Source organism: Bifidobacterium sp. UBA4282 (genome assembly GCF_002394995.1).
In the GTDB taxonomy this organism is placed as follows: Bacteria; Actinomycetota; Actinomycetes; order Actinomycetales; family Bifidobacteriaceae; genus Bifidobacterium; species Bifidobacterium pullorum_B.
Window position 1 is genome coordinate 82,586 of the sequence record NZ_DGVO01000003.1, and the last position, 21,454, is coordinate 104,039.

The window sequence follows — 21,454 nt, forward strand, 5'->3', positions numbered from 1 at the left end:
CCGTGGGGCCGGCCATCGTGCGGTATGCGGAATACGGCGTCAGCTGTTGCCGCGCGGACGGCGCTGATGACGCTTGATCAGGTAGTCCTGGCTGTCGACCAGCGGACGGCCCTCCTCGTCACGGGAGTGGCGGATGTAGGTGCCGTCCGGCTGCATATGCCAGGAGGCGGTGCTGTCCGCCATCTGCAGGTCGACGTAGCTGATCAGCTCGTTGATCTGGTCCGGGTCGGTGATGCGCACCAGCGCCTCGACGCGGCGATCCAGGTTGCGGTGCATGAGGTCGGCGGAACCGATCCACACCTCGGGGCCGGAGACCGGGCCTTCGCCGATCTGCGGGCCGTCGGAGTTGCAGAAGGCGTAGATGCGGCTGTGCTCCAGGAAGCGGCCGAGAATCGAGCGGACGCGGATGTTCTCGCTCAGTCCCGGCACGCCTGGCTTGAGCGCGCAGATGCCGCGTTCCACGATGTCGATCTTGACCCCGGCCTGGCTGGCGCGGTACAGCGCGTCGATGGTCTTCTCGTCCACGATCGCGTTGACCTTGATCTTGATCCACGCCTCCTTGCCGGCGCGTGCGGCGTCCTCCTCGCGGCGGATGCGCTGGATCAGACCGGTGCGGATAGTGCGCGGCGCCACCAGCAGGCGGTGGAAGCTCGACTTCGGCGCGTAGCCCGACAGCTGGTTGAACAGGCGGGTCAGGTCCTGGCCGACCACCGGGTCGCAGGTCAGCAGGCCCAGATCGGTGTATTGGCGCGCGGTCTTCGGGTTGTAGTTGCCGGTGCCCACATGGCAGTAGCGCTTGAGACCATCGGCTTCCTGACGGACCACCAGCGAGATCTTGCAGTGGGTCTTCAGGCCCACGATGCCGTAGACCACGTGCACGCCGGCTCGTTCGAGCTTGCGTGCCCAGGCGATGTTCGCGTCCTCGTCGAATCGCGCCTTGATCTCGACCAGCGCCAGCACCTGCTTGCCGGCGTGGGCGGCGTCGATCAGCGCGTCGATGATCGGGGATTTGCTCGAGGTGCGGTACAGCGTCTGCTTGATGGCCAGCACCTTCGGGTCGGCCGCGGCCTGCGCCAGGAACGCCTGCACGGAGGTCGAGAACGAGTCGTAGGGGTGGTGCAGCAGGATGTCGTGCTGACGGATCGCGGCGAAGATGTCCTGCGCACGGCTGGACTCGACCTCGGCGATCTGGCGGTTCGTGGTCGGCACGAACGGACGGTACTTCAGGTCCGGACGGTCGATGCCACCGAGCTCGAACAGCACGGTCATATCCAGCGGGGCCGGCAGACGGTACACCTCGTCGCTGGTCACGCCGAGCTGGTCGGCGAGCAGCTGGGAGAGGAACGGGCTGGTCGCGTCGGAGATCTCCAGGCGGATCGGCGGTCCGAAGCGGCGGCGCAGCAGCTCCTTCTCCATCGCGTTGAGCAGGTTCTCGGCGTCGTCCTCCTCCACGTCGATGTCCTCGTTACGGGTCACGCGGAAGGAACGGGCCTCCTTGATGATCATGCCCGGGAACAGCGACTCCAGGTGCGCGATGATCAGGTTCTCCATCGTGATGAAGCCGTAGCGCTCCTCGGCGCCCTCCTCGTCGGTGCGGTCATCGACCGGCACCAGACGGTTGAGGTTGTCCGGAATCTTCACGCGGGCGAAGTGCGACTTGCCGGACGTGGGGTTCTCCACGATGACGGCCAGGTTCAGCGACTTGCCGGAGACATACGGGAACGGGTGGGCCGGATCCACGCCCAGCGGGGTCAGGACCGGGAACACCTGCTGGCGGTAGTAGCGCGACAGACGCTCCTGTTCGGAGGTGCTCAGCTGGTCCCAGTTGAGCAGCACGATGCGTTCGTCGGCCAGGGCCGGCAGCAGCGTATCCACCACATAGTGGGCGTGCTCGTCCTGCATGGCGTGTGCCTGTTCGCCCAGGGAACGGAGCAGCTGGCGGGGGCTCAGGCCGCTTGATGAGGTCACGGCGATGCCGGTGTCGATGCGGCGCTTCAGGCCGGCCACACGGACCATGAAGAATTCGTCCAGGTTGGAGGCGAAGATCGCGGCGAAGCTGGCGCGCTCGATCAGCGGCAGGCTTTCGTCCTGGGCGAGCTCCATTACACGCCAGTTGAACTTGAGCCAGCTCAGCTCACGCTCGAAGAAGCGGTCGTCGGGCAGCGGGGCCTCGCCGTCGCGAGCCTCGCGCCTGTCGTCCTTATCGGTTTCGGCGATGTGCTCAGCGATTTGGCTGCGCAGGATCGCCTTCGATGATGCGTCGAATATTTGTGCCATAGTCCTCTACTTTAGGATGACAACGATTGCGGCGCACGCGAAAACGCAAGAATTCAACCGCTGTTTACATAAACTGTCTCGTTGGGGGCATGGTTGGGCGATCGGGCCGCAGGACGGCGCTGCGACACGCCGCGCTGCGGCGATGCGAACAGAAATGAACATCGGAACCCGTTCGATAGTCGCAGGACCTCTCATGGAGGGCGTGACGATGTTCGGTTGCAGAACACTTCGGCAAAAAAGAACACATTCGTGGTTTTCGGGTTGCGCCTGGCGCAGCGCCGAGCATAATGGCAAGTACAAGGACAACTGAACAGGTGGAAGCCCACAAAAGTGTATGGTCACAAAGGACTGTTACGTTGAACGGGCATTGGAAAGACTTACCGTTACAACGATGATGTTGTGTTGCGATTCCGCCGCTGTTGGACTTGTCGGAAGACCCGCTTCGGCGGGTCTTTTCGTTATGTGTGCAGGTCGCTCATGTGGATGACACGCCGGCGGTGTGGATAACCCGGCATCGTTCGACCACATTGGCCCATCGGGCTTGAGCGCGAGTTGGGGCAGAGCATTCAATCGTCGTATGAGCATCACATCAGGAACCACATCACCGCCGCGCAGCCGGCGGGACAAGACCACGGACGTCGCCGTGCAGGCGCGGCACCGGACGGTTTCCGCCATGGCGTTACCCTCTGTCGGGCGCGGCGGGGGCGTTCGTCCGCCGGCGCTGGCCACCGCCACATTGCACGCCAACCTGGTCGCGGTCACGGCCGTCAGCGGCGGGCTCGGCGCCAGCACGGTGTCGGCCATGCTGGCCGCCGAATTGGACCGGCGCGACCGCCGGTGCACCCTGGTCGATGCCGATTTCGACGGCGGCGGCCTCGATGTACTGCTCGGCCTGGAAGGGGAATCCGGACTCCGCTTCGAAACGGTGGAGGCCCCGCTCGGACGCATCGACGGCGGGGCGCTGGCCCATGAGCTGCCGCAGTGGGGTCGTATCGGTGTACTGGCATGCAACCCATGGAGCGGCGAGGCTCCGGGCTCATGGGAGATGGAGGCGGTGTTGCACGCCCTGCGCGAGTCAAGCCAGACGGTGGTAGTGGATGCCGGGCGTGGTCCTCTCGGTCAGAGGTTGCCGGGTGTGGCGGCCGGGGTTCAGGTTGTGGCGGTGGAGCTGTCGGTATTGGGATTGGCCAGGGCCAAGGTCTGGCTGGAGCACGTCCCCGGCACGCTCCGCAAGAGGACGCTGCTGGTTGGCGTCCATCCCCATGGCGCGCGCGGCAAAGGCGTGGTGAGCGGCGTGGAGGCCGAGGACTATCTGGATGCGCCGCTCGAAGCCTGTGTGCGCTATGACAGGCATCTGCATGACGATATGCTCCAGGGGCTGGGCTTGCGCGCGCTCCGAGGGCGCAACCGTCGTGCCATCCGGCGACTGACGGACAGCGTGGAGTCGATGATGGCCCAAGGGGGTGGGGATGGATGACCGATTGATGCTGGGGCCGTTGGAGGATGTGGCGCATGATCCGCACGTCACCGATGTGGCGGTGACCTGTGACGGGCGTGTGTGGGTTGATCGCGGCAACGGGATGGACGAGTTCCATCCGCATGCGGCGTTCCGTTCCCCGCAGACCGTGCGCGACTATGCCGTGCAGCTGTGCGCGCAGCTTGGCCGACGGCTGGACGATGCCTGTCCGATCGCCGATGCCTCGACCGCCGGCGGCATACGCGTGCATGCGGTGATCGCGCCGTTGGTGCCGCAGGGTGCCGCGATCTCGATTCGTTTCCCCGAATGCGGTATGCCCAGATTGGAATCGTTGGCGGTCCGGGGTGCCATGCCGAAGACGTGGCTGCCGTTGCTCAGAGGGCTGGTATCAAGGCGCGCGACCATCCTGATCACCGGAGGCACGGGAACCGGCAAAACCACATTGATGAAGGCGCTGCTCGCCGAATGCGGCGCGAGCGAACGCATCGTAACGGTGGAGGAGGTGCGTGAGCTCGGCATGCTGGGACTGGCGAACCATGTGTCGCTGGTTTCGCGCGAGGCCAACGTGGAGGGGGCCGGCGCGGTGGGATTGCCGGAACTGGTGAAGGCCACGCTGCGTATGCGCCCGGACCGTGTGGTGCTGGGCGAATGCCGCGGCGAGGAGATCGCCGATTTGTTGCGTGCGCTGAACTCCGGGCATCACGGCGGTATGACGACCCTGCACGCCGACGGCGTGGCCCGTGTGCCGGCGCGGATGGAAGCCTTGGGACTATTGGCGGGGTTGGCTCCCCAGGCGTTGGCGATGTTGACGGCCGGTGCGTTCGATGTGGTGCTGCACCTGGAACGGCGCAACGGCCGACGATACATCGGCCAGATCGGTTGCCTGATATATGACCGCGGCAGCCTGTCCGGCGTGCCGATCGCCGTATGGGATGGCCGCCGCGCCGCGTATGCGCCGGAATGGGAACCGTTCCGGCGCCGGTGGATGGCGGCGGAATCATGATGAGCTGGGCGGTGTGCGCGGCTGTTGCGGTGGCTGCCGCGGTGTCCACCGCATGGCGCCCAAGCGCGGTATGCAGATTGCGGTGGCGGAGCTGTGGCGGTGGCGGCAACGCCGGTGCCGGTGTACCGACGGGCGAGGGCATGGGGGAATTCCTCGCCCAGGTTCGTGGCCGCCTGCGCGGCGGTGGGACAGTGCAGGAGGCATTGGGGAGTCACGGAAGGTATCCGTTCGCCACACGGTCCATTACCGTGGCCAGGATGGTTGCGGTGCTGCGGCGTGCTCGGAATCGTGACGAGACCATGCGGCAGGTGGAGACAATGGCGTTCGAGTTCACGGCCGCGTGTCGGCTGAGCGAGCGTTCGGGCTGCGAGATGGTGCGTTGTCTCGACGTGGTGGCCGACGACTATCGACGGCTGCGTATGATGGAGGACCTGCGCCGCAACGCCTTCGCCATGCCGTTGGCCACGGTCAGGTTGTTGTCGGCGTTGCCGTTCCTCACGGTGGCGATGGGCATGCTGCTGGGAGCCGATCCGGTGGGGTTCCTGCTCGGTTCGGCCGGCGGGATGGCGTGTCTGGGACTGGGAGGGGTCTGCTATCTGATTGGTCTGGTGTGGTTGCGCGCCTTGTTTGAGGATGAGGGGGATTCATGACGATGGGGTGGTGGATGTGGGGCGCAGCGGTCTCAATAGGTTGCATGGCGTGGATGCTGCTGGTACGACGCCATGACCGGTTGCCGGACGGCGGATCGTCGGAGGCGGTGTGGGAGGACCCCTCCGTGACTGCGGTGATGGGGATGCTGGCCGTGGTGATTCGGCAGGGGTCATCGATCCCCACGGCATTGGACGAGGTGGGGAGGGTGGTTGGCGGGGAGTTCGGCGGCGATCTGTGCGGGGTGGCGGATGGGCTGCGCCGCGGGATGCCGTGGCATGAGGCGTGGGTGGTGCCGTGCGGCCAGGAGCGGCGGCATGGGGTGAGCTGCCGGCAGGTCAGGGATGCGTTGGAGGACGCATGGTTGTACGGTGCTTCGCCGGAGGAGCGATTGACCGCCGCCATCGAACGCGTCGATGGGGCCGCACGGGCCGGCATCGAACGGCGCGCGGCGAAACTGTCCGTCCGTTTGCTGATGCCGACCGGGCTGTGCTTCCTGCCCGCGTTCATCTGCGTCGGGGTGATCCCCTCGGTGGTGTCGTTCCTCTGACCCGCCGCTGTGGTGTGCTTCCAGGGTATGAGCCATCCGTCCACAATATCGGTGGACGACATGCCCGAGGTGTGGATAACCCGGTATCGTTCGACCACATTGTCCGGATGCCATGGCGTCGGAATCCGTTGTGGTCCATAGTGGTGTGCACCCGGTCATCCGATCGGGCGCACTACTACGTAAGGGGACATCATGAGCAAGCAGACGGATGCCATCGGCGCGGGGACCGGCATATCGGTGCCGTTGCGTGAACGCGTGGCGGGATGGCGTGAGCGGGCGGAACGCGGGATCTGCCTGTTGGACGCACGGATGAGAACGCTGACGGCGGAGCCGGAGGAGGGTGCGGCCACCGCCGAATACGCGGTGGTGTTGGTGGCGGCCACCGGATTCGCGGCGTTGCTGGTCGCGATTCTCAAATCCGGAACGGTGAAGAACCTGCTGACGGATATCGTCAAGCAGGCGCTGAACGTGGCATGAGCCAGCGGATGAATCAACGACGTGACATCCGGCGGATTCACTTCGGAACCGTCGGTGAACGTCGTCGCAACCGTCGGCTGTGGCGGGGCTGGCGTCTGGCGGCGGACGAGGGGGCCGTCACCGCGGAATTCGCGGTGGTGCTCCCCGCCGTCGTCCTGGTTGCCGTGGTGCTGATTGCGCTCGCCCGTACGGTGACGGTGTCGATGAGCTGTCAGGACGCGGCGGCCGTTGCCGTTCGCGAGATCGTCGTCGCCGGTGACGAGTCGGACCCGGTCGGAGCCGCCCAGGCGGTGGCTGGATCGGACTCGTCGGTGTCGGTGACGCATGGCGGCGAAGCGGTGAGCGTCACGGTGTCCTGCCCGGTTATCCCTGATCCGCTGGGTGTGCTGCCTACCGTGGTAACGGCTGAGGCCACCGGCGTCGCACAGTGACGGCGTTGCCGCTGCCAATCCGGTGGATGACGGAAAGGGGTGTTGATGGTGGACGAATTGAAGGATGCATCCGTTGAACGAAAGTGGCGTCGTGGCCGCGGTTGGGGCGATTGCGACGAGGGGTCGGGCACGGTGGCCGGCGTCATGCTGATTCTGGTGGTCGCCTTGCTGATGGGGGCACTTGCGGCAGGAGGCGCCGTGCTGATCGCCGGGGCGAAGGCGCGTGGCGTGGCCGACACGGCCGCGGTATCCGCGGCACGGATGTTGCTCGAGGGCGGCGCCGATCCATGTGCGGCGGCGCGGACGATCGCCTCCGCACAGGATGCGCAGCTGGAGTCCTGCACCATCGAGGATGAGGATGTGACGGTGACGATCCGATCGCCCACGGGCGTTCCCGTGGCGGCGTGGGTGGAACGGCGATCCCGTGCCGGTCCGCAACGGTGCGACATTCCGTGAAACACTGGCGTGGAACCACCGGTATCGGATAAGGTGACGGTATGGCAGAAACGATCGGAACGGTGGCATGCATCGGCAACCCCATCGCGGATAAGGGTCATGGCGAGGAAGCCTACGAGCGGGCGTTCGACCTGCTGGGTCGGGAGGGCGAACGGTACGGCTTCGCCGTCATGGATCTGACCGGCGGCAGCTTCGAGGAGTCGTTGGCGAACGCGCGGCAGCACGCGGAACTCTATGATGCCTTGGTGGTGGTGGGCGGCGACGGCATGATCGCACTCGGCGCCAACGCCATCGGAGGCAGCGGCAAGCCATTGGGCATCGTGGCGGTGGGGTCGGGCAACGACTTCGCCCGTGGCCTGGAACTGCCGGTGAACCGTATCGAGACGGCGGTCGAAGGCATTGTGGGCGCGATCGCATGCGGCACATCCCTTGATGTGGACATGGGGCATGTGACCGGCATCGGCGAATCCGCGTCCATCGACCGCTACTATGCGGGCATGCTGTCCTGCGGGGTGGACGCCAGCATCAACGATCGGGCGAACCATTCGCATCTGCCGAACGGGTCGTTGCGGTACCTGGCCGCCGTGGCGGTGGAACTGACCCGGCTCAAGGCATACGGATACCATGTCCGTGCCGTGCTGGCCGACGGCCGTGTGGATGAGCGGGACATCGTCTCGCCGCTGCTGACCGTGGCCAACTCGCGGCATATCGGCGGAGGCATCGAGGTCTGCCCGTACGCGAGTTTCGACGACGGGCTGCTGGACCTGGTGTGGCTCGACCATATGCCCAAGCTCGGGGAGCTCGCGCGGATCGTGCCGAACGTCTACAACGGCCGGCTGCTTGCCCACCCGCTGTTCGGATGGCGCCGCGTCCGCGAAGTGGAGATCTCCCACATCGAGGGATACCCGATGCCGCCCATGCTGATGGCGGACGGCGAATACGTCGGTGATCTGCCTGTGAGGGTGACGGCCATGGACCGGGCGCTGCGCGTGCTGGTGCCCCCGGCGGTTGCGGATCAGCAGCTGCGCCGGCTGGATGATCGGTCCTCGGTGGTCATCCGCCGCGACGGCCGTGATTCGCTGACCGGCGAATTCGTCTGCTGACGGCCGCCGTGTTCGGCGGCGAGCCTCCGCATGACAGCGCGTATGGATGAGGGTCTTCGCCGTGGCCCGTTCCCGTCGGTGGGGTAATGTGAACACACTACAGGAATCGACAACGGCGGCACGGGGATGTGAAAGGCAGGCGGCCATGGCACTCGCACTGTATCGGCGGTATCGTCCGGACACCTTCGACGGTGTGATCGGACAGGACCAGGTCACGGTGCCGCTGATGCGCGCCCTCGACCAGGGCAAGCTCACCCACGCCTACCTGTTCTCCGGGCCGCGCGGCTGCGGCAAGACCAGCTCCGCCCGCATCTTGGCGCGTTGCGTGAACTGCGCGCAGGGACCCACGTCGCATCCGTGCGGCGAATGCGAAAGCTGCAAGGACTTGGCCACCGGCGGACCGGGGTCGATCGACGTGGTCGAGATCGACGCGGCCAGCCATAACGGCGTGGACGATGCCCGCGAGCTGCGCGAACGCGCCGGATTCGCCCCCGCGCGCGACCGGTACAAGATCTTCATCCTCGACGAGGCGCATATGGTCACGCCACAGGGCTTCAACGCCTTGCTGAAGATCGTGGAGGAGCCGCCCGAGCATGTGATGTTCATCTTCGCCACCACCGAACCGGAGAAGGTCATCGGCACGATTCGCTCGCGCACCCACCATTACCCGTTCCGGCTGGTGCCGCAGGAGGTTATGGGGCCGTATCTGGAACGCATCTGCGAGCAGGAGGGCATCAGGCCCGAGCCGGGTGTGCTCAAGCTGGCCATGCGTGCGGGCGGCGGCTCCATGCGTGACACGCTGTCGGTGCTCGACCAGCTGATGGTCGGCGCCGTGGACGGGGCGATTCCGTATGATTCGGCCGTGGCGTTGCTGGGGTTCACGCCAGAGGGGCTGATCGGCGAGGCCATCGACGCGGTGATCGCCAAGGATGGCGAGGCCCTGTACGGCGTGGTGCAGAAGGTGGTGATCGGCGGGTTCGATCCACGCCGGTTCGTGGAGGACTTGCTGGCGCGCGTTCGCGACCTGCTGGTGCTGACGTTGGGCGGTGAACGCGCCGAGCATGTGCTGGGCGATGACGCCGCCTCGGATATGGACGGTCTGCACCGTCAGGCCGCCGCGTTGAGCCTGTCGGAGCTGACGGCGATGGCCGAGATGATCAACACGACGCTGGGGTCGATGTCCGGCGCGACCTCGCCGCGCATGCGGCTTGAGCTGCTGGCCGCGCGACTGTTGGCCGGCCGTGAGCAGGGATTCGCGCCGGCCGCGTCCGCCGTCCCGCAATCATCCGGTTCCGCGGAGGCCGCCGGTCAGACGGTGTCCCAGCCCACGCCCCACGTCGGGTTCGTCGGTGCCGCGCGCAATCGGAAGCCTCAGCCGGCGAGTGCCCTGAGTGCGTCCACGACGTCCCCGCGCGAGGACGCTGCCGCGGCAGCGCAGCGTCCCGTCGCAGGCGTGCCGTCTGATGCCCCGGCCGGTCAGCAACAGGAGCATGCCGGCACTTCGCAGCCGGCCCCGCAACCCGCTACGGAGCAACCGCGGCAGCCTGATACGCGCACGCCCGAGCAGAAGTGGGAGGCCGTGCTGACCGCGCTGCCCGAGGAGATCCGCGAGTACGTGGACCACGGCAAGGTACCGACCGTCTCCTACGCCGTGGACGCCTCCGGCAAGGGACGGCTGTCGATGACCTTCGATAGCGCGCTGAGCCAGCACGCGTTCTCGCTGGCCGTGGCCACCGATGCGGAGCATAGCGGCAAGAAAGCCGCCAATGTGGTGCTGGATGAGGTGCGCCGTACCTTCGGCGCGCATACGATGATCGCGCCCACGGGCGTGGCCGCGAACGGCGAGCGCGTGGTGCCCATCAAGCGTCTGAGCCCCGAACAGGTCAAGCAGGTGAAGACGCAGATTCTCATGGCCAAGGCCGAGGCCGCGGCGGCCAGCACGGCGGCCATGACCGCCGGTCGCGCCGCGGCCGAACCGGGGAGCCACGCGGCTCACGATGGCGAGGAGCCCTCCGAATCCGACGAACCCGGGCACCGAGGAACCCCGTCGCACCCGGTCGCATCGTCGCCCGTCTTCAACGCGGAGTCGCCGGACGATGATGACCCCTGGATGACGCCGATCACGCCCGTACCACCGATGTCGTCCCCGCGTAAGCATGTCGCGGTTCCCGACCTGAGCGATGACGATGATCCTTGGGCGCATCCGATGCCGGCACCGCAGGTGCCGGATGCCGTGCTGGACGGGGGCGTATCGCAGACGTCACCGGCCCCACGGCAGGCGTCGCAGCCGGCCGCGGCGTCGCAGCCGTCGGCGGGCCATGAGCGGCATTTCTTCGCGGGCGCAGCCCCGGATGCCACTGCGGACGATCCGTGGTCGGCTCCGGCCTCAGGCGGATTCGACGCGCACGCGGCCGAGGCCGCCGGACCCGTCGAACCGTCCGGACCCCAGGTCGATCCGGACGAGGACGAATACTCGCTGAGCGACGAATCGCTGGGCACGGCCGCCGCGCTGAGCGTCGAGGAGCTCTCGAAGATCTTCGAGGTCAAGAAGGTCGAGAAATTCGCCGCTGACGACCCGAAGAACCCGAGGAACGCCCAACCGCCCAAGCACGGCATGGGGTGATTTGCCGGATCGCTGGCGAACCGATTACTGGAACCAATTGGTATGCGGCTCACCCTCATATCCGTAGAAGTAATTGTTCGCCACCGCACATCCCACGACTTCGGGGTCATTAAGGTTGAAGCTCAGTTGCTGTGAAGCTCGTTCCTCGCTGTACTGGTCGGCGGTGTATGAGATGGGTACCAGGCTGTTGCGGCGCAGACAGTCGATGAAGCCCTCGTCGATATCGGTGTAGAAATGGACGTTGCCGATTTGGGCGTTGTACACCTGTGCTATTACGGCGATGTCGTCGTAGCAGTCGTCATCGTCACGCATGGCTTTGTCATACTTGGCCTGATCGGGGATGGTGTCGCTCATCACCCGCTGGTACAGCCCGTTGGACAAATGATCAAGGATGACGTTCTTGTAGCCCAGATCCGTCATACACTGTTTGTAGCGCGACCACGCCTGCTCGTATTGGGTTACGGACACACCTCCCTGTTCGCGGGCCTTGGTGAGCACCGTCGTCTCGTAGTCGCTCAGGATGGCGGGCTGGGCCAAGTAGTAGTCGATGTATCCCTCGATTGAATTGGCGAACACCTCGCTTGACGCACCGTCTTTGGATGTGTTCGCCGATTCGTCGGGGGATGAGGGGGAATCTTCGCCGTTGCCAGTGACGCCTGTGGACGGTTCCTGAACCGCGGCGGTATCGGCGGCGTCCTTCGACGCGTCGTCTTCAGAGGAGCATGCCGCCGGTGCCAGCGCCATAATTAGGCAAACCAGCAGGGTGATGATTTGTCGTGCCGTCGGATAAGCCGTTCCACGGCACGGCTGCTTAGTAGAATTTGGCACCGTCGTTGACATTCTTTATGTCGCCCCAATCTTCGACCTTGATGAGTTGATTCATTCCCTGAACCGTCGCCTTCTTGTGAGCGTGTCCGTCCTGCCATGCTTCCACGGTGCACCGTGAAGCGCGGGACTGACATGAAGCGTAGGAATGGGTCCAGTTGTACCCATAGAAGGCGGTATATTGCGAGTCATTGCGCTCGCCGGTGTAATAGTATTCCTCGGCCGAGGCGGTCTGGCTACTGAGACATAGCATGACGCAGCATGCTACGCTTGCGATAATCGATGAAGTTTTCCGTGTCATGATAATCTCCTGTGATTGTTGGTTGTGGGATGCGGGCCGCATCGTTGCGGGTGCGTTCATCCGTATGGCGATTGTAATGTCGTGGTGTGTGCGACTCCTGCGGGGTGCTACGCGTATTGTGTATATGACGGCTACGATGATGGTGGACGTTATGTTGGTATGATGGCGGTTCGGCGGATGTTGGGACGACAGTTGCAACGGTTTGCGAAAGGCGGGGTGTGCGATGGCACTGGTGTATGACGGCGCGATCCAGCGCCTGATCGACGCATTCGCCAAACTGCCCGGCATCGGGCCGAAGGGCGCGCAGCGCATCGCCTTCTATCTGCTGTCGGCCTCCGACGAGGAATCGCAGAACCTGATCGACGCGATCGACGAGGTCAAGACCAAGGTGCGGTTCTGCGAGGTGTGCGGCAACGTCTGCGAATCGAGCCCCTGCCCGATCTGCGCGGATCCGCGGCGCGACCGCGGCGTGATCTGCGTGGTCGAGGAGGTCAAGGACGTTATGAGCATCGAGCGCACGCACACGTTCCACGGCCTGTACCACGTGCTGGGCGGCGCGATCAACCCGATGGCCGGCGTGGGGCCGGAATCGCTGAACATCCCCAAACTGCTGGAACGGCTGAAGGAAGACGGCGGCGTGCACGAGGTCATCCTGGCGCTCAACCCGAATATCGAGGGCGATGCCACCACGCGGTTCCTGTCCGCGCTGCTGCGTCCGTCCGGCATCACCGTCACGCGATTGGCCAGCGGCCTGCCGGTCGGCGGCGATCTGGAATACGCCGACGAGATCACGCTGGGCCGCGCATTGGAGGGTCGCCGGGAGGCGTGAGCCCGCACCGCGGTCGCCGTGTGTTGTCCGATGACCGTCATCCATGGATTGCCGGGCATCCCGGTACTGCCCGGTATACGGGCGCTTGCAGCCCGCATCGTGGTCTTGGCACGGTCCGCGCCGTCGCGACGTCCATATAATCGTGGCGCTTGCGTAGAATCGTGGGCGGTATTGGAAGAAGAGGATTGGACCAACTGTGGCTCTTATCGTGCAGAAGTACGGCGGCTCCTCGGTGGCCGACACGGATTCGATCAAGCGCGTCGCGCGTCGCATCATCGAAACGAAGAACGCCGGCCATGACGTGGCCGTGGTGGTCTCCGCCATGGGCGACACCACCGACGATCTGATCGACCAGGCGCTCAGCATCGACTCCAACCCGCCGTCGCGCGAGATGGACATGCTGATGACCGCGGGCGAGCGCATCTCGATGAGCCTGCTGGCCATGGCCATCCACGCGGCCGGCTCCCACGCCTATTCGTTCACCGGGTCGCAGGCCGGATTCATGACCGACGCCCAGTTCGGCGCCGCCCACATCAAGGCCGTCAAGCCCGACCGCGTGCAGCGCGCCCTGGACAAGGGCAGTGTGGCGATTGTGGCCGGCTTCCAGGGCGTTAACGAGGGCGGCGACGCCACCACGCTCGGTCGCGGCGGCTCCGACACCTCCGCCGTGGCGTTGGCCGTGGCTCTGGGCGCCGACATCTGCGAGATCTACACCGACGTGGACGGCATCTTTACCGCCGATCCGCGCATTGTGCCGACGGCCCGCCGCATCCCCGTCATCGACTACGACTCGATCACCGAGATGGCGTCCTGCGGCTCCAAGGTGCTGGCCCTGCGCTGCGTGGAATACGCGCAGCGGTTCATGATGCCGCTGCATGTGCGCAGCTCCTTCTCCCACCGGCCCGGCACATTGGTGGTGCCGGACGGCGTGGACCCCCGCACGCTTCCCAACATCGACTGACAACAACCCACCATCGGATAAGGCGGACCAATGAACGAGAATGACAACAAGTCCATGGGCGATCTGTTCCCCGACCTGGGCCCCGAGGCCCCGGTCATCTCCGGCGTGGCGCACGACCGCAGCGAGTCGCTGGCCACGCTACGCGGCGTGCCGAACGAGCCGGGCATGGCGGCCAAGGTGTTCACCCAGCTGGCGGAGGCCGGCGTGAACGTGGACATGATCGTGCAGGCCGGTGCCTCCACCGGCACCGCCGACATCTCCTTCACCGTGCCGGAGACCACGGTGCGCAGCGTGCAGGAGGTGCTGGAGGTCAAGCAGGACGAACTGGGCTATCAGGCGTTCGAGATCAACAACAATGTCGGCAAGGTGGCTGTGGTCGGCGTGGGCATGAAGACACATTCGGGCGTGGCGGCCAAGTTCTTCAACGCGCTGAGCGACCATGGCATCAACGTGCTGATGATCTCCACCTCCGAGATCCGCATCGCCGCCCTGGTACCGCTGCCGGAGCTCGACGACGCGGTGCGCGCCCTGCACACCGCCTATGGGCTGGACGCCGATCAGGTGGAGGCCGTGGTCTACGGCGGCACCGGTCGCTGAACCGGTCGGTTTTCCCGAAACAGAACGGCGGGAGGCAGCCACTGCCTCCCGCCTCAGCATACCGACCTACTTGGCGGAGATATAGCCCAGCGCCTTGAGCATCTCAGCGCTCTCCAACGCGCCGCCCGCCGCGCCACGCAACGTGTTATGGGCCAGACCCACGAACTTGAAGTCGAACAGCGTATCCTCACGCAGACGACCGATGGACACGCCCATGCCGCCCTCATAGTCCACGTCGAGACGGACCTGCGGGCGGTCGTCCTCGGTCAGATACTGGATGAACTGCTTCGGCGCATGCGGCAGCCCCAGACGCGACGCCTCGGACGTGTAGTTGACCAGACGGTCGATGAGCTCGTCCTTGGACGGCTTCTTGCCGAAGTTGATGAACACCGTGGCGGTGTGGCCGTTGAGCACGGGCACGCGGATGCACTGCGAGGTGATGCGCAGCGGCCCGTCGAACGGCACGATCTGCCCCTTGGACTCATCCACATGGCCGAAGACCCGCAGCGGCTCGCGTTCGCTCTTCTCCTCCTCGCCGGAGATGAACGGGATGATGTTGCCCTCCATCTCGGGCCAATCGGCAAAGGTCTTGCCCGCGCCGGAGATGGCCTGATACGTGCTCACCACCACCTCGCGCGGCTCGAACTCGCGCCAGGCCGCCAGCGCCGGCGTATACGCCTGGATGGAGCAGTTGGGCTTGACGGCGATGAACCCGCGCGTGGTGCCCAGGCGGGCCCTCTGGTACTTGATGACCTCGTAATGCTCCGGATTGATCTCCGGCACCACCATCGGCACATCCGGGGTCCAGCGGTGCGCGGAATTGTTGGAGACCACCGGGGTTTCGGTCTTGGCGTACCGTTCCTCCAACGCGCGGATCTCGTCCTTCGGCATGTTCACGGCGGAGAACACGAAATCCACGTCGGCGGCCACCGACTCCACATCCTCGGCATCCCGCACGATCATGTCCTTGACGGCCGCCGGCATCGGCGTCTCCATCTTCCACCGGCCACCCACGGCCTGCTCGTAGGTCTTGCCTGCGGAATGGGCGGATGCGGCGAGCGTGGTCACCTCGAACCACGGATGATTGTCAAGCAGCGTCACAAAACGCTGGCCGACCATACCGGTCGCGCCGATGATGCCGACCTTGAGTTTTTCGGACATATCTCACCTCTGGGATCGTGGGGATGACGTGCCCTCATTGTAGGAGACGGCGGGAACTTCGTTTTCGCCCTTTTCCACATGCTGGCCGTGGGAGCGGGCATGTGGGATACTGGAGGCATGTCGAAGGCATCGGAAGAGGCGTCGAGGCAGCTCGACCGTATTGTGGCGTTGGGATATGCGGACGTGGCCGACATGAGCGAGGACGCGTTCCGCGCGCTCGCGCAGCCGCTGATCGCCGCGCTGGAACACAGCGATCTGGGTAGCGACATCCTTCTGATCCCCACACGCGAGCTGGTTTCCCCGGAATCGCTGATCGCCCGGACCAGCATCAACCGCATGGCCGGATTCACCACCATGCCCCCGCGCGACATCGCCAGCTTCCTGCCGCAAGACGGGTTCACCCCACCCGAGGGGCCGTTCTACCTGGTGGTCGAACCACACACCGGCACCTGCTACATCAACCGCGAACCCGACGTGGCGCGCAAACTCATCGACTCCGACGAGCGACTACCGCTCACCCTGGAGGAGGGGCTCGCCATCGCCACCCAACATCCGGAATGGCTGTTGGAGAAGAATGGCTTCAACCTGCTGGGGTCGCGCAGCGCCGACGGCCGCGTGCCCAGCATCTGGATGAGCCAGAACGCCCCGCGTCTGGGCGCGGTCTGGCCCAACTCCCGCCATACCTGGCTGGGCAACGCGTACTGCATGGCCCGCCGCGGCGTGAGCCTCTTCCCGTGATCAGCGTTTGAACAGGCGGGTAATCATTGCGGCGATGCCGGCCAATGCGGCGGCGCCAAGCCCCACCAAGGTGGTGAACACCGACGGGCGGCGCAGCTCGTTGCGCAAGCCGATGGCGTCGGTTATGCAGTGATCTTCGAAGAACACACGCAACTCGTTGCGGGAATATCTGCCGATCAGATCGCCCCAGGTCAGCATCCGCGTCTCATAGGCGGCCGGATCGGATTCATGGAACTCGAATAGTCGCACCCCGCGCAGCCGCGACTTCGGGCCATAGCATTCGAATCCGCAGGTCGGCGCATACCCCAGGTCCATGCCGTGCACATGTCCGACGAAGGCGTTCTTGTGGTCGTGCCCGCAGAACAGCGCGAAATAGCCGCCCGCCTGACGCATCGCCTCAACCTGCCCGACGTTCTCGTCCGCGCAGCCGATCGCTTCGCCGAGCCTGGATCCGGGACGGCAGACCGCATCGTTGAGCACGTAGCAGTGGCCGGCGTGCGTGCGTGCACCCTCCACGGCATTCGGGGTCCACGCCGGCACCTCGGTCAGGCAGTCGTAGAACTCCTGCGGGGGAATGTGCTGGAACGCGATCGCCGGCACCGGTTGGCCGTCGCCGTTGCGCGCGCCGAGTTCATGCTGCACGCCGCCCAGCCAGGCGATCGCTTCGGGGGAGGGGGTGCCGTAGCCGTCGGAATCGGCGAGGTCCAGTCCTCGCGAGTTGGCGATATACGCCGGATACTCGGCGTCGTTCTCCTCGGGCTTGCCCGCGTAATCGCCGGAGTTGACCATCATCACCGCCATCGCGATGCGCCCCGAGCCGTCCGCGGATTCGATCGGCAGCGCGAACGTGCCCGGCTCGAATCCCAACGATTCGGCCGGGGACGGTGTGCCCGGCCTGTCCGGGGTTTGGCTTGCCATTCCATCTCGGCTCAGGCCATCCGCCGTGTCCACTGCATCCGCCGTTGGTCGCGCCGAGGGTGCAACCGGGTTCATGCAGCCGGGGAGTTCGCGATACATATCATCCTGTTCATCGGGCAGGATGCCGCATTGGAAGTCGTGGTTGCCGTAGGTCACGGCAAAGGGAACCCCCGCATCCACAACCGGCTGCAGAAACGCCTGGATGGTTCGGCGGACCTTGCCGGCCGATTCGGCCATGAGCTCGTCGATGCTCGGCGGCTCATCACCGGTGAGCACCGCCGGCGCGGTATGGCCGCGGTCCTCCAGACGGTCGGCCATCCGTTCGGCTAGTTCGGCCGCCTCGGGGTACCTGCGCTTGACGCCGTAGATGTGGGCCTCGATTTCGGTGATGAGCCGTACCCGTGCGCCCGGCTCCTCGCCGCGTCGGCGCAGGAACGTGTCGATGTATGCCGGATCGTAGCCGCGGATCTGGTCGCCGGTAAGCACCACCAGATCCGGTTTGGTCTCACGGATTGCGGCCTCGATGAGACGGATGGTGTCCCGATTGACCTCGGGCTTGTCCTGGATGTCGGCCATCTGCAGCACGCGGAACGTGCCGTCCTCGTTGAATCGCAGCGTCATGGTTCCACTGTATCCGGTTTCGAGCGTAGTCGTATGGCGGCTAGCTGATTGCGAAGCGACTGGAACCAGAGTACGAAACGCGCGGGTTCGGCGACGGGTTGAGGCGCTAGTATGAGGCATAAGCGTGCATGCACGTGGCTTACCCATGCAACGGTCCGCCCTGACGGCGGCGCTACCAAGTAAAGGAGGAGAGATGGGTCAGGATCAATCATCGGTATTCGATCTTGCGGCGGTGGCCGCCGCATCCAACGGAGGGAACAACGACCCGCTGCTGCCTCCGGCGCGTTTCATCGGCGAACCCCAGAAGCCGAGCAAGATGCCGTACAACAAGTACGTGGCGTATGACAAGCAGGTGCCGTTCGACTATCCGGAGCGCGCCTGGCCGGGCAAGCGGCTGCAGCGTGCGCCGCGCTGGTGCTCGGTGGATCTGCGCGACGGCAACCAGGCGCTGGTCAACCCGATGGATTCGGAGCGCAAGCTGCGCTTCTGGAATATGCTGATCTCGATGGGCTTCAAGGAGATCGAGGTGGGCTTCCCCTCGGCCTCCGAAACCGATTACGACTTCATCCGCCTGCTCATCGAGCGTGAGCTCATCCCCGACGACGTGACGATCGTGGTGCTCACCCAGGCGCGCGAACACCTGATTCGCAAGACCTACGAGTGCCTGCGCGGCGCCAAGCGCGCGGTGGTGCACTTCTACAACTCGGTGTCCGTGCTGCAGCGCGAGGTGGTGTTCCGCAAGGACAAAGCGGGCATCAAGAAGCTCGCCACCGATGCGGCCGAACTGTGCAAGGAGCTGGAGGGCGAGGCAGGCGAGACCGAGCTGTACTACGAGTACAGCCCCGAATCGTTCACCGGCACCGAACCGGACTATGCGGTCGAGGTGTGCAACGCGGTGATCGACGTGATCAAGCCGACGCCCGAGCACAAGATGATCATCAACCTGCCGGCCACGGTGGAGATGACCACGCCGAACGTGTTCGCCGATGAGGTCGAGTATGTCTCGAACCATCTGCAGGACCGCGATTCGGTGGTGCTTTCGCTGCACCCGCACAACGACGAGGACATGGCAGTGGCGGCCGCCGAGCTGGGCATCCTGGCAGGCGCGGACCGCATCGAGGGCTGTCTGCTCGGCAACGGCGAGCGCACCGGCAACGTAGATCTGGTCACGCTGGGTCTGAATATGCTGACCCAGGGCATCGACCCGCAGATCGACTATTCGAACGTGCCGGAGATCCGCAAGACGGTCGAGTACTGCAACCAGATCAAGATCTCCGAACGTCACCCGTACGCGGGCAACTTCGTGTTCACCGCGTTCTCCGGCTCGCACCAGGATGCGATCAAGAAGGGTCTGGAGGCCCGCCAGATGGCGGCTGACATGGCCGGCGCCAACCTGGAGAACTTCGTGTGGCTCGTGCCGTCCCTGCCGATCGACCCGAAGGACGTCGGCGGCAGTTACGAGGCGATCATCCGCGTGAACTCCCAGTCCGGCAAGGGCGGCATGGCCTACCTGCTCAAGACGAACCACAACCTCGACCTGCCCAAGCGCCTGCAGGTGGAGTTCGACAAGATCGTGCAGAAGTACGCGGACGAGACCAAGAAGGAGGTCAAGGACGCGGACATCTGGCGTCTGTTCAAGGACGAGTACCTGCCGGTCGAGGAGACGGGTGCCACGGCCGCCGGTGCGATCGTTGGCGACAGCCATGACGAGACGCTTGAACAGTGGGGCCGTCTGAAGTTGCTCAAGGTGCAGGTCTCCTCCGGTGAGGATGGCTCCGACACAGTGCTCAAGGCCAGGCTGCTCGACCGCGGCGTGAACGTGGGCGTGGATGAGCCGGTCGAGCGCGAGCTGATGGGCGTGGGCAACGGCCCGATCGCCGCGTTCATCAACGCGATTGCCGCCATCGACATCAATGTGTCGGTGATGGATTACGTGGAGCATACGATGACCGCCAGCACCGACGCCATGGCCGCCTCCTACGTGGAGTGCGAGATCGGCGATGAGGCGGACACCACGGTGATCTGGGGCGTCGGCATCGATTCCTCGATTATCACCAGCTCGCTGAAGGCCATCATCTCCGCCATCAACCGGTCGATGCGCTGAACATACGGGCCGTCGTCAACGACGGCGTGCCAAGACTCCTGAAGGGTCCCGCAGCTCCGAATGGCTGCGGGACCCTTCGTTATGTCCCTGTCTGCAAACCGAAGCAACGGCGGGCATGGTCGGGAACGGATACGGGGATAATGGTGGGCATGGGCAATGTCAGTGTGGTCATCACCAGCTACAACCAGAACGAGATGATTCGCGAGACCGTCGACTCGGTACGGCGGCAGACGCTGCGTCCGGATGCGATCATCGTGGTGGACGACGGGTCGACGGATCCGGCATCCGTACACGTGCTGGACGAACTGGAACAAGCGGACGACATCACCGTCGTCCGGCAGGGGAACGCCGGACCGTCCGCCGCGCGCAACGTCGGCATCCGAGCGGCGCGGACCGATTACGTGACAGTGCTGGACGGCGACGACCGACTGTTGCCAACGTTCTTGGAGACGACGGTCGGTCTGTTGGACGGCGATGCGTCCGCCGTCGCCGCATCCGGCTGGCTGCGGACCTTCGGTGTGCTGGACGCGGTCGTCAAACCGACCGGCGGCACGATCGCCGACTTCCTGTCGCGCAACGCCTGCCCGGCGACCTTCACGTTCCGGCGGTCCGTCTGGGAAGCATGTGGCGGCTACGACGAGTCGATGCGTTCCGGATTCGAGGACTGGGACTTCTGCCTGTCCCTGCTCGAAACCGTGGCACCGGAGACAGACACAACCGTGACCGGGCGAGAGCCTCACATCGCCATCGCCCCCGAGCCATTGATTGAGTACCGCACTGCGCCGGCAAGCCCGAATATCACCAGCATGACCACGCGTCTGGAAACGATGCGCTATCTCATCGACAAGCACCATGCCGCATACGCCGCCCATCTCACGGATGCGCTCCTGGGCATCGAGGCCACGTCGATCGCCCGGCTCAACCTGTGGGAGCGCACGGTCCGCGAACACCCCGCGTTGCTGGAGAGCCAGCCGGACTCGCGCGCCTTCATGGCCTCGCCCACATACGGTGATGGTGGCATGGCCGCCGCCGTCCGCCTGCGTTCGGTGACGTAAGCTGCCTCTGCCGCTCCAACCTCCCACTTCTCCCCGGCACGCCCGGCTTCTGTGGACTCTGACACTATTGTGACTCTGATACTTTCAGAGATTGGCGGAATACCGCCGTTCTTTGAATTAGATCACGGTCACGATGCATCAGAGTCCGTAGAAACCGGGCGTGTACGACGATTGTTGCCTGACACGCGTCGGTTTTTGCCACGTGTCGCGTAGCTACGCGTCGTTTGGCGCATACTGAAGCATTCGGATTCGGGATTGCCCGAATGTCTCCGATACAGTGGAAGTGTGGCGAGAAAGGA

General features: G+C 65.1%; 20 protein-coding genes. 15 read left to right on the forward strand and 5 right to left on the reverse strand.

The window, feature by feature from the left end:
• Nucleotides 1-39 precede the first annotated feature (39 nt).
• Nucleotides 40-2,277, reverse strand: a complete 2,238-nt coding sequence (locus B4C31_RS00620) for an RNA degradosome polyphosphate kinase (protein ID WP_291530908.1) — start codon at nt 2,275-2,277, stop codon at nt 40-42.
• Between the two features lie 577 nt (nt 2,278-2,854).
• On the opposite strand from B4C31_RS00620, the gene B4C31_RS00625 reads away from it, so the two are divergent.
• The 9 genes from B4C31_RS00625 (at nt 2,855) to dnaX (ending at nt 11,045) form a co-directional block, all read left to right on the forward strand.
• The gene (locus B4C31_RS00625) at nt 2,855-3,754 is read left to right on the forward strand and encodes a P-loop NTPase (protein ID WP_291530909.1); all 900 of its coding nucleotides are present in this window, start codon (nt 2,855-2,857) and stop codon (nt 3,752-3,754) included.
• Entirely contained in the window at nt 3,747-4,757 is a 1,011-nt protein-coding gene (locus tag B4C31_RS00630) for a CpaF family protein (RefSeq protein WP_291530910.1), read from the forward strand. The genes B4C31_RS00625 and B4C31_RS00630 overlap by 8 nt, the downstream gene beginning before the upstream one ends.
• A gap of 317 nt (nt 4,758-5,074) precedes the next feature.
• Nucleotides 5,075-5,407 carry a hypothetical protein gene (locus tag B4C31_RS00635; protein ID WP_349679111.1) on the forward strand — a complete coding sequence of 111 codons (333 nt, stop codon included), beginning with the start codon at nt 5,075-5,077 and terminating at the stop codon, nt 5,405-5,407.
• Nucleotides 5,408-5,451: 44 nt separating this feature from the next.
• The gene (locus tag B4C31_RS00640) at nt 5,452-5,955 is read left to right on the forward strand and encodes a type II secretion system F family protein (protein ID WP_291530912.1); all 504 of its coding nucleotides are present in this window, start codon (nt 5,452-5,454) and stop codon (nt 5,953-5,955) included.
• A 192-nt stretch (nt 5,956-6,147) separates the two neighbouring features.
• Nucleotides 6,148-6,432 (forward strand): DUF4244 domain-containing protein, encoded by a 285-nt coding sequence (locus tag B4C31_RS00645; protein WP_129238162.1) that lies wholly within the window; start codon nt 6,148-6,150, stop codon nt 6,430-6,432.
• On the forward strand, nt 6,429-6,863 hold the full coding sequence (locus B4C31_RS00650) for a TadE family type IV pilus minor pilin (RefSeq protein WP_291530913.1): 435 nt from the start codon (nt 6,429-6,431) through the stop codon (nt 6,861-6,863). The genes B4C31_RS00645 and B4C31_RS00650 overlap by 4 nt, the downstream gene beginning before the upstream one ends.
• 45 nt (nt 6,864-6,908) lie before the next feature.
• A complete protein-coding gene (locus B4C31_RS00655) occupies nt 6,909-7,319 on the forward strand; it encodes an Rv3654c family TadE-like protein (protein WP_291530914.1) in 411 nt (136 codons plus the stop codon).
• Nucleotides 7,320-7,360: 41 nt separating this feature from the next.
• Nucleotides 7,361-8,422, forward strand: a complete 1,062-nt coding sequence (locus tag B4C31_RS00660; RefSeq protein WP_033507074.1) for a diacylglycerol/lipid kinase family protein — start codon at nt 7,361-7,363, stop codon at nt 8,420-8,422.
• Nucleotides 8,423-8,567: 145 nt separating this feature from the next.
• The gene (gene dnaX, locus B4C31_RS00665) at nt 8,568-11,045 is read left to right on the forward strand and encodes a DNA polymerase III subunit gamma/tau (RefSeq protein ID WP_291530915.1); all 2,478 of its coding nucleotides are present in this window, start codon (nt 8,568-8,570) and stop codon (nt 11,043-11,045) included.
• 24 nt (nt 11,046-11,069) lie between these two features.
• Here the strand turns inward: dnaX and B4C31_RS00670 are convergent, their stop codons facing one another.
• Together B4C31_RS00670 and B4C31_RS00675 are read right to left on the reverse strand one after the other, a co-directional pair.
• Nucleotides 11,070-11,789, reverse strand: coding sequence for a hypothetical protein (locus tag B4C31_RS00670; protein ID WP_291530916.1), 720 nt, complete (start codon nt 11,787-11,789; stop codon nt 11,070-11,072).
• 67 nt (nt 11,790-11,856) lie between these two features.
• Nucleotides 11,857-12,231, reverse strand: a complete 375-nt coding sequence (locus tag B4C31_RS00675) for a hypothetical protein (RefSeq protein WP_291530917.1) — start codon at nt 12,229-12,231, stop codon at nt 11,857-11,859.
• 163 nt (nt 12,232-12,394) lie between these two features.
• On the opposite strand from B4C31_RS00675, the gene recR reads away from it, so the two are divergent.
• From recR to B4C31_RS00690, 3 genes are all read left to right on the forward strand, one after another.
• Nucleotides 12,395-13,000 carry a recombination mediator RecR gene (gene recR, locus B4C31_RS00680; protein WP_033508134.1) on the forward strand — a complete coding sequence of 202 codons (606 nt, stop codon included), beginning with the start codon at nt 12,395-12,397 and terminating at the stop codon, nt 12,998-13,000.
• Between the two features lie 196 nt (nt 13,001-13,196).
• Nucleotides 13,197-13,961, forward strand: coding sequence for an aspartate kinase (locus tag B4C31_RS00685; RefSeq protein ID WP_033507079.1), 765 nt, complete (start codon nt 13,197-13,199; stop codon nt 13,959-13,961).
• A 30-nt stretch (nt 13,962-13,991) separates the two neighbouring features.
• Entirely contained in the window at nt 13,992-14,558 is a 567-nt protein-coding gene (locus tag B4C31_RS00690; protein WP_291530918.1) for an ACT domain-containing protein, read from the forward strand.
• Nucleotides 14,559-14,624: 66 nt separating this feature from the next.
• Here the strand turns inward: B4C31_RS00690 and asd are convergent, their stop codons facing one another.
• Nucleotides 14,625-15,719 (reverse strand): aspartate-semialdehyde dehydrogenase, encoded by a 1,095-nt coding sequence (gene asd / locus B4C31_RS00695; protein ID WP_291530919.1) that lies wholly within the window; start codon nt 15,717-15,719, stop codon nt 14,625-14,627.
• A 117-nt stretch (nt 15,720-15,836) separates the two neighbouring features.
• On the opposite strand from asd, the gene B4C31_RS00700 reads away from it, so the two are divergent.
• Nucleotides 15,837-16,457 carry a DUF5701 family protein gene (locus B4C31_RS00700; protein ID WP_033507085.1) on the forward strand — a complete coding sequence of 207 codons (621 nt, stop codon included), beginning with the start codon at nt 15,837-15,839 and terminating at the stop codon, nt 16,455-16,457.
• Here B4C31_RS00700 and B4C31_RS00705 read toward each other — a convergent pair whose 3' ends face one another.
• The gene (locus tag B4C31_RS00705) at nt 16,458-17,996 is read right to left on the reverse strand and encodes a metallophosphoesterase (RefSeq protein WP_291530920.1); all 1,539 of its coding nucleotides are present in this window, start codon (nt 17,994-17,996) and stop codon (nt 16,458-16,460) included.
• Nucleotides 17,997-18,189: 193 nt separating this feature from the next.
• On the opposite strand from B4C31_RS00705, the gene leuA reads away from it, so the two are divergent.
• Both leuA and B4C31_RS00715 read left to right on the forward strand, forming a co-directional pair.
• A complete protein-coding gene (gene leuA, locus B4C31_RS00710) occupies nt 18,190-20,100 on the forward strand; it encodes a 2-isopropylmalate synthase (RefSeq protein WP_291530921.1) in 1,911 nt (636 codons plus the stop codon).
• Between the two features lie 149 nt (nt 20,101-20,249).
• On the forward strand, nt 20,250-21,155 hold the full coding sequence (locus B4C31_RS00715; RefSeq protein ID WP_291530922.1) for a glycosyltransferase family 2 protein: 906 nt from the start codon (nt 20,250-20,252) through the stop codon (nt 21,153-21,155).
• The last annotated feature ends 299 nt before the right edge of the window (nt 21,156-21,454 follow it).

Bases quoted from the DNA above. Each gene is read 5' to 3' on its own strand.
- B4C31_RS00620 (WP_291530908.1), bottom strand. From the start codon at position 2,277: ATGGCACAAATATTCGACGCATCATCGAAGGCGATCCTGCGCAGCCAA.
- B4C31_RS00625 (WP_291530909.1), top strand. From the start codon at position 2,855: ATGAGCATCACATCAGGAACCACATCACCGCCGCGCAGCCGGCGGGAC.
- B4C31_RS00630 (WP_291530910.1), top strand. From the start codon at position 3,747: ATGGATGACCGATTGATGCTGGGGCCGTTGGAGGATGTGGCGCATGAT.
- B4C31_RS00635 (WP_349679111.1), top strand. From the start codon at position 5,075: ATGGCGTTCGAGTTCACGGCCGCGTGTCGGCTGAGCGAGCGTTCGGGC.
- B4C31_RS00640 (WP_291530912.1), top strand. From the start codon at position 5,452: ATGGCGTGGATGCTGCTGGTACGACGCCATGACCGGTTGCCGGACGGC.
- B4C31_RS00645 (WP_129238162.1), top strand. From the start codon at position 6,148: ATGAGCAAGCAGACGGATGCCATCGGCGCGGGGACCGGCATATCGGTG.
- B4C31_RS00650 (WP_291530913.1), top strand. From the start codon at position 6,429: ATGAGCCAGCGGATGAATCAACGACGTGACATCCGGCGGATTCACTTC.
- B4C31_RS00655 (WP_291530914.1), top strand. From the start codon at position 6,909: ATGGTGGACGAATTGAAGGATGCATCCGTTGAACGAAAGTGGCGTCGT.
- B4C31_RS00660 (WP_033507074.1), top strand. From the start codon at position 7,361: ATGGCAGAAACGATCGGAACGGTGGCATGCATCGGCAACCCCATCGCG.
- dnaX (WP_291530915.1), top strand. From the start codon at position 8,568: ATGGCACTCGCACTGTATCGGCGGTATCGTCCGGACACCTTCGACGGT.
- B4C31_RS00670 (WP_291530916.1), bottom strand. From the start codon at position 11,789: ATGGCGCTGGCACCGGCGGCATGCTCCTCTGAAGACGACGCGTCGAAG.
- B4C31_RS00675 (WP_291530917.1), bottom strand. From the start codon at position 12,231: ATGAACGCACCCGCAACGATGCGGCCCGCATCCCACAACCAACAATCA.
- recR (WP_033508134.1), top strand. From the start codon at position 12,395: ATGGCACTGGTGTATGACGGCGCGATCCAGCGCCTGATCGACGCATTC.
- B4C31_RS00690 (WP_291530918.1), top strand. From the start codon at position 13,992: ATGAACGAGAATGACAACAAGTCCATGGGCGATCTGTTCCCCGACCTG.
- asd (WP_291530919.1), bottom strand. From the start codon at position 15,719: ATGTCCGAAAAACTCAAGGTCGGCATCATCGGCGCGACCGGTATGGTC.
- B4C31_RS00700 (WP_033507085.1), top strand. From the start codon at position 15,837: ATGTCGAAGGCATCGGAAGAGGCGTCGAGGCAGCTCGACCGTATTGTG.
- B4C31_RS00705 (WP_291530920.1), bottom strand. From the start codon at position 17,996: ATGACGCTGCGATTCAACGAGGACGGCACGTTCCGCGTGCTGCAGATG.
- leuA (WP_291530921.1), top strand. From the start codon at position 18,190: ATGGGTCAGGATCAATCATCGGTATTCGATCTTGCGGCGGTGGCCGCC.
- B4C31_RS00715 (WP_291530922.1), top strand. From the start codon at position 20,250: ATGGGCAATGTCAGTGTGGTCATCACCAGCTACAACCAGAACGAGATG.